Genomic DNA, 6809 nt, shown 5'->3' with positions numbered 1-6809 from the left:
GCCGGTGCGACGGGCCGTCACCGTCAGGGAGAGCTTCTTCCCCAGCAGCGACGCCGGCACCGTGTACGCGGACCCGGTGGCCCCGGAGACCGCCTTCCCGTCGGCCCTCCACTGGTACGCGTACGAGGTCGGCCCCGGCGACCAGACGCCGGGAGCCGCGGTGAGCCGGACGCCGACCCGCACCACGCCCTTGACCGCCGGTCGCGTGGTGGCCTTCGGGGCGGCCCCCTTGGCGACCGTGACCGCGGACGTCGTCACGGTCCCGTCGGGAAGACCGGTGCGACGGGCCGTCACCGTCAGGGAGAGCTTCTTCCCCAGCAGCGACGCCGGCACCGTGTACGCGGACCCGGTGGCCCCGGAGACCGCCTTCCCGTCGGCCCTCCACTGGTACGCGTACGCGTCAGGGGAGGGGGACCACGCGCCGGGGGCCGCCGTGAGCTTCTCCCCGACCCGCACGGCACCCTTCACCGAAGGGGCCGCGGTGTTGACCGGAGGGGCCGGCGGGGTGACGGTGAAGCCACTCCGCAGGTACTCCACGTTGTTGTGCGTGATGACGCTGAGGTTCCAGTCACCGGGAGCCGCCCCGGTGAGGTCGAGGACGGCCGTCAGCGTCTTGCGGTCGGCCGACACCGAGACGGTGGTGGACTCGATCTTCACGCTTCCGAAGGACCGGCTGATCCGGACCTTGTCCTCCGCGTGCAGGGCCGTGCCCGTCACGGTGACCGTGGTCCTCCCGCCACTGGCGCCGGTGGCCGGGGCGACCCCGGTGACGCCGACCGTCTCCGTACCGCAGCGCGTGGACCTGCAGACCAGTTCGGCGCGGTAGGAGGTGTGCGAGGCCCGCTCCGGGAGGCCCAGGACGAAGACGCTCGGGGCCGCGCCCGTGTACGGCTCGTAGATCGAGCACTCGTACCCGTCGGTGTACCGGGTGCAGCCGTTGTCGCGGCTCTTGTCGTACAGCGCGGGTACCGCGGTCTCGGCGGCGCCGTCCGTGTCGGTGACGGGGACCCGGAAGACGTCGCTGTAGGCGGTGGGCAGGGACGCGCAGACGGCGGTGTGCTGCTCGTCGAGGGTGCCGGTCATCGGGCCGTAGCCGTAACTGATGTTCGGGACCTTCGTGCACTCCGCGGCCGGACCCGCGGCCGTGGCGATGCGCAGGGCGTCGAAACGGTAGTCGGCGGCGGCCTTCAGGCTGGTCGGGACGGTGACCAGGACCTGGTAGCCGGTCGAACCGGATACCGCGCAGGACGAGTTGGGGCGGGCGCACACGGACGTGCCGTCGGCGTCGAAGACGTAGCTGTTCGCGGTGCCGAGCGCATCGCGGACGCTGAGGTGCAGGACGTCCGCGGCATCGGACGTGGTCACCCGCCGGCAGAGCAACTCGCCCGGTGCGCCCAGCGCGCCGCCCGTGGACGGACCCCCCACCGCGGTCGCCGGGGTGGCGGCGCAGCCCCTCGCGGTCGCGGTGACGTCGCGGCGGGCGAGGGTGTACGCGCCCGCGGTGTCGCGGCCGGTGACCAGGACAGTGTGCGCGGCTCCCGGGGTGAGGAAGCAGGCCGTCCAGGTGAACAGCGTGGCCGAGGCGGAACAGGCCTGCTTGCCGCTCCCGTCGACGACGGTGAACCGGGCGGTGGACGTGGTCCCGGCGTCCGCCCGCAGTTGCAGGGTCTCCACCGCGCTGTGGTCGCCAGCCGGGACGGTCAGGCAGTGGGAGAAGGCCCCGTCACCGGTGGTGAACCGTGCCGAGGCGCTCGTGGCGGTGAAGTCGCCCGCCGGGAGGACCTGGCAGCCGCTCGTGGAGTCCGTCCGGTAGAAGGCGACGTCGTAGGGACCGGTCCCCCCGACCTGGTCGTCGCTGGAGATCAGGGCGCGGAACGGCGCGGTGCCGGTGAGCGCGCAGGTGCCGGTGGTGAGCGTTGTCCAGTCGCATCGCGTGGCACCGTCGCCGTCGATCACCGAGACGTCGGTGCGCGGGCCCGAGACGCCGCCCAGCGGCTGCAGCGCCGCCATCCGGGCACCCTGGGGCAGCGGCAGCGTCAGGCAGTCGACCTCGCCGGTCTCGTCGAGGGTGCCGTGGGACGTGCCCGGTCCGGCGGCCACGCAACCGGCCGTGGAGGTGCGGTCGATGACGAGCGTCGCGCGGTCGGTGAGCACGGTGTAGTCGCCGGCGGCGGGCAGGGAGCACGGATGCTGCCACGGCCGGCAGACGGTTCTCCCGGCCCGGTCGTAGACCTCGCTCGGGGAATGGGCGCCGGAGTCGACCCGGTACACGTCGTAGCGTCCGGCGGCGGGCGCGGTGAAGGTCTTGCACTCGGCACCCGGCGCCGCGGCCGTGGGCGCGGAGTCGAACCCGTTCACCGGGACGCTCGTGCACCCGGCCGGGTCGGACAGCCGGCGGACGGCCACGGTGTGGGCGGCGGGCGCGTCCTCGTCATTGGTGACCCAGGTCAGGACACGGTAGGGGCCGTCGCCGGGCAGCACGCAACCGACGCTGTCGTCCTCGTTGAAGTGCGGGCAGATGCGCGCCCCCGTCGCGTCCGTGATCCAGGACGTGGCTCCGGCGCCCAGTTGGGTGCCGTCGGCGTAGAGCAGGACGCGCTCACCTGCGGTCCCGGCGAACGGCACGCACACCAGGCCCATCGGGCCGGGCACGGACACGTCCACCGCGGGGGTGTCCCACGAGGTGCCGGTCTCGGGCTCGCAGTTCGCGGTCGTGGCGAGGGGGACGACGGCGACGCTGAACGCCTCCGTGTCCCAGCCGTTGTTGACGACCTTCAGCGTGTAGGCGCCCGCACGGGGCAGTTCGCACCAGCCCGGGCTGCTCCAGGCGGCGTCGTAGCAGTCCAGCGCGTCGGCACCGTCGTAGACCTGGGCGTGGGTGCTGCTGTGGGCGTCGTGGACCAGCACGCGGTGCAACCCCGCCCGCTCCGCGGTGAAGGTGTAGCAGACGATGCCGTCCGCGGCGACGGTCGCCGTGCCGACGGCCTGTCCCGGGTCTCCGAAGGGGGCGAGCGGGAGGACGGCGCAGTCCCCGCCGTCCTCCGCGGTGTCCGCGTACGCCACCCCGGAGCCGGCCGGGAGCAGGGCCGCCAGCAGGACCGACAGCATGAGAAGGAGAGCGGCGTACGGCGCGGGTCTCGCGGCGGTACGCGGGTGGTGAGGCATTCCGTTCCCCCCGGAAGCGGTGAAGTGACGCCTGGGTGCGTCGGTCCGTACGCGACGGCTTCGCACGATGGGCATGCCAAGAGGCGAGCTGATGATCGCACGGACGTTCCACGGCGGGGCAAGGGGTTTGTCGCCCGGCCCGAGCCACCACGGCTTCCGGAGGGTCCGGCCTCCGACCTACGGAGGGGTCAGGGGGTGAGGCCGAGCTGGCGCAGCATGCCGAGCTGGTCGCTGCTCCCCCAGCGCTCGGCCATCTTCCCGTCCTCGAACCGGCTGATCTGCATGCCCCGGTAGCTGACGGTGCGCCCCGTCGGGGCGTGGCCCATCAGTTCGCCGAGGTGCGTGCCGGTGATGGTGTACGCGAAGGCGATCTCGTCGTCGGTGGCCATGACGTGCTCGACCTCGACGTGCAGGTCGGGGAAGGCCCGCCGCATCTCGCCGAACATCTCCTCGTACCCCTCCGGCCCCGGGCCCTGGCCCGGGGCGGGGTCGTGGTCCACCGAGCCGGTCGCGACGTACTCGCCGATCTCGTCGAGGTGGCCGCTGTTCACCGCCGTACCGAAGCCCTCCAGGACGGAGAGGTTGTCGCTGCGGGACATGCCGCGCTCCTTGCGGTCGCGATCTCGGGCGCCCGGGGCGCCCCTTCCTCCTTCCCACCGTAGGCGCGGCGCGGCGAAGCGGCCCGCCGGGGCCGTGGCGGCTCAGCCGACGCATTCCCCCTTGTCGGCGCGCGACTGCGGGATGTCGTCCGGCAGGCGGTCCGGGTCGGCGAGCGGGGTCCCGGCGCCCCGGTAGTCGCCGCCGAGGGTGAGGGTCATGTCCGCGCCGGGTCCGGCGTCCGCCGTGCCGGGGCGGAGGGCGGTGGCGGGCAGTCCCATCATCGCGGCCAGGGCCCGGGCCTGGTCGGCCTGGTCGGGCGCGTACTCCAGGGTCGTACGGTCCTGCTTCCCGCCGGGGGCGTTGCCGCCGTTGGTGGAGTGCGCGACGCCCTTGGTGTTCTGCAGCCACTCCAGGGTGTCCTGCGCCGCGCCCTGGGGGCCGCCGCCGTTGTGGATGAGCACCCGGACCTGCGACGGATCCGCCTTGGCACCGCGGAGCTTGGAGTCGGCGGCCGCGGGCTTCTTCTTCGCCTTGGTCAGCGAGGCGTCGTTCTTGATCGCCTTGAAGAGCGCGGGCGCCCTCGTGTCGTCCACGACGACCGTCGCGTGCTTTGTGCCCTCGGCCGGGTTGTCGACGACCGGGAGCGTCGTGAAGGTGATGTGCTCGGGATCGACCCGGCTCAGGTCCTTGGCGAGGTCGGTGAGCTTCGCGACGCCGCCGATGCCGGTGTCGACCGTGAGCGACTTGGTGGCCGCGTTCGCCAGCTTGAAGAGCTTCGTGGGGTCGGTGAGGGTGTCACCGGACTTCATCTGCCGGATCATCGAGCCGAGGAACTGCTTCTGCAGGTCGATCCGGTCCAGGTCGCTGCCGTTCTTGAGCGAGTGGCGGGTCCTGACGAAGGCCAGCGCCTGCTCGCCCTGGACCTTGTTCGGTCCGGCGGGCAGGTCCAGATGGGAGCCCTCGCCCTCGGGGGTCGTGTCCTTGATGGGGTGGGTGAGGCAGATCGGCACCCCGCCGACCGCCGTGGACAGGGTCTTCACGGCCTCGAAGTTGACCAGGACGAAGTGGTCGACGGGGACACCCGTGATCTTGGTGACGGTCCGCATGGTGCAGCCCGGGTCGCGGCCCGCCTGGCCGAGGCTCTCGTTGAAGCGCGGGCCGAACCGCCCCTGCGGTGTCCCGGGGATCGTCTTGGTGGAGCCGTCCTTCTGCTTGGTCGGGCAGTCCGGTATGCCGGTGACCATGTCGCGCGGGATGCTCATGGCGGTCGCGTTGGACCGGTCCTTCGCCACGTGGAAGAGGATCGTGGTGTCCGCGTGGCCGACACTGCCGGAATCTCCGTACTTCGCGCCCAGGCCTTTGCGGCTGTCGGTGCCTATGACCAGGATGTTCACCGCGTCCTTGCTGGTCACCTGCTTGCTGCCCGCCGTGCCGACGTCGACGGTGGCGATGTTGCCGTCGAGATGCCGGTACAGGAGCCAGGCACCGGTGCTGCCCGCGAGCAGCACGAACCCGAGCGTGCCCGCGGTCCACATCAGGACCCTCCGCTTCGTGGACCGCTTCGCCTTGCGGGACGCCGGGGCCCCGGCGCGGCGGCGGCCGCCCGGCGCGGGGGCGGGGGCCGGGACGGGCCGCTGCTCCTCGCGGCGCGCCCGCCGCCCGCCCTGGCGGGGCACCGTAGGGGCCGGAGGGGCGTCGGAGTCGAGTCGCAGCCGGTAGGAGCCGGTCTCCGGGTCGAGGACCCACTGGTCCGCGGGGTCGATGTCACTGCCGTCGTGCCTGTCCACGGTCGTACGGGTCCTCCGTCCGCGCCCGGGGCGCCGCCCCCCGCGGGGCACCGGGTCGTCGCCTGTGTGGTGCTGGATCCGCCCCGCGGCCGGCCCGGGGCAACCGTTCAGACATCCGAATACGGCACATGGTTGTCCTCGACGCGTCAACTCCCGTACAGGAGGGAGAAAGATGCGGGATCCCCGCGGCGGGCCGACGCGCTGCCGTCACGTGCCGTCCGGTCGCGATCGTCGCCCACGAGCCGCCCACCCGTACCGCTCCGGCGCCGTCCACAGGCTGTGGACGGCGCCGGAGAGCGGTCAGCCCTGCCGGGCGGCCTGCCCGACGAGCCAGTCGAGCGCGTCCACGGCGGAGCCGAGGACCGAGATGTGCCCCTCGCCGGGCCGCAGCCACAGCTCCGCGTCCGGGCACCGCCGGGAGAGCCACACGCCGTGCGCGGCGGGCACGATGCGGTCCGCCCCGCCGTGCAGGACCAGGACGGGCGCGGCGACGCCGGCCGGGTCGAAGCCCCACGGCGCCACATAGGCGAGGTCGTCGTCGACCATGCCGCCCTGGTCGGTCTCGGCCCCCTTGCCCGCGACGTCGCCCAGCCACCCCCACGCGCCCGCCAGCGCGGCGTGGTCCTCAGGCGTGAAGAGTTCGGGGTCGAAGTCGTCGGAGGCCAGCCGCTCCTGAAGCGCCGCCCGCCCCCGGACCGCCGCGCCGAGCTCCGCCGCGCCGGAGGGCCCCATTCCGGCGAACCAGTCGAGCCCCTCCGCGCCGAACGGCGCCAGGCCGGCCCCGCAGACCACCGCCAGGACCCGGTCCGGCAGCAGGGCCGCGCAGGCCAGCGCGTGCGGGCCGCCGCCGGAGTGGCCCATGACCGCGAAGCGGCCGATGCCCAGCGCGTCGGCCACGGCCGCCGCGTCAGCGGCCGCCGAGGCGACGTCCCGGCCCGGACGGGGCGTCGAACCGCCGTACCCCGGGCGGTCGTAGCCGACCCAGCGGACGCCGCGCTCGGCCGCGGCCGCGAAGAGCGGCTCGGGAGGAGTGCCGATGTTGGGCGTGCCGTGGTGCCACAGGACGGCCGGTCCGGCGCCGTCCTCCCGGCCGCCCGGCCCGGTGTCGTACACGTGCAGCGTCCGCCCGTCGGCGAGTGCGATATCCGTCTCCGTCACCATCCGGCCGAGTCTAGGCGCGGGCACCGACACCCGACCGGGAGCGGGCCCGCCAACGACCGGCACGGGCGCGGAAATCCGCTGCCGGGGTCTGCCGCC

General features: G+C 73.7%; 4 protein-coding genes. All 4 read right to left on the bottom strand.

Annotated elements, in window-relative coordinates; translation table 11 throughout:
• On the bottom strand, window positions 1–3165 hold a 3165-nt coding region (locus tag ACFW3D_RS10430), incomplete at its 3' end, for a hypothetical protein (protein WP_500503507.1).
• 188 nt (window positions 3166–3353) lie between these two features.
• On the bottom strand, window positions 3354–3764 hold the full coding sequence (locus ACFW3D_RS10425; protein ID WP_500503505.1) for an ester cyclase: 411 nt from the start codon (window positions 3762–3764) through the stop codon (window positions 3354–3356).
• Window positions 3765–3866: 102 nt separating this feature from the next.
• A complete protein-coding gene (locus ACFW3D_RS10420; protein ID WP_500503503.1) occupies window positions 3867–5552 on the bottom strand; it encodes an LCP family protein in 1686 nt (561 codons plus the stop codon).
• Window positions 5553–5852: 300 nt separating this feature from the next.
• Window positions 5853–6713 (bottom strand): alpha/beta fold hydrolase, encoded by an 861-nt coding sequence (locus ACFW3D_RS10415; RefSeq protein WP_500503500.1) that lies wholly within the window; start codon window positions 6711–6713, stop codon window positions 5853–5855.
• Between the last annotated feature and the right edge of the window lie 96 nt (window positions 6714–6809).

Source organism: Streptomyces sp. NPDC058864, from assembly GCF_042742985.1.
Classification (GTDB): Bacteria; Actinomycetota; Actinomycetes; order Streptomycetales; family Streptomycetaceae; genus Actinacidiphila.
The sequence above is the reverse complement of the archived record's forward strand: the minus strand, read 5'-3'. Positions and strand labels throughout refer to the sequence as shown.

Coding starts and splice junctions, on each gene's coding strand:
- ACFW3D_RS10425 (WP_500503505.1), bottom strand. CDS start 3,764: ATGTCCCGCAGCGACAACCTCTCCGTCCTGGAGGGCTTCGGTACGGCG.
- ACFW3D_RS10415 (WP_500503500.1), bottom strand. CDS start 6,713: ATGGTGACGGAGACGGATATCGCACTCGCCGACGGGCGGACGCTGCAC.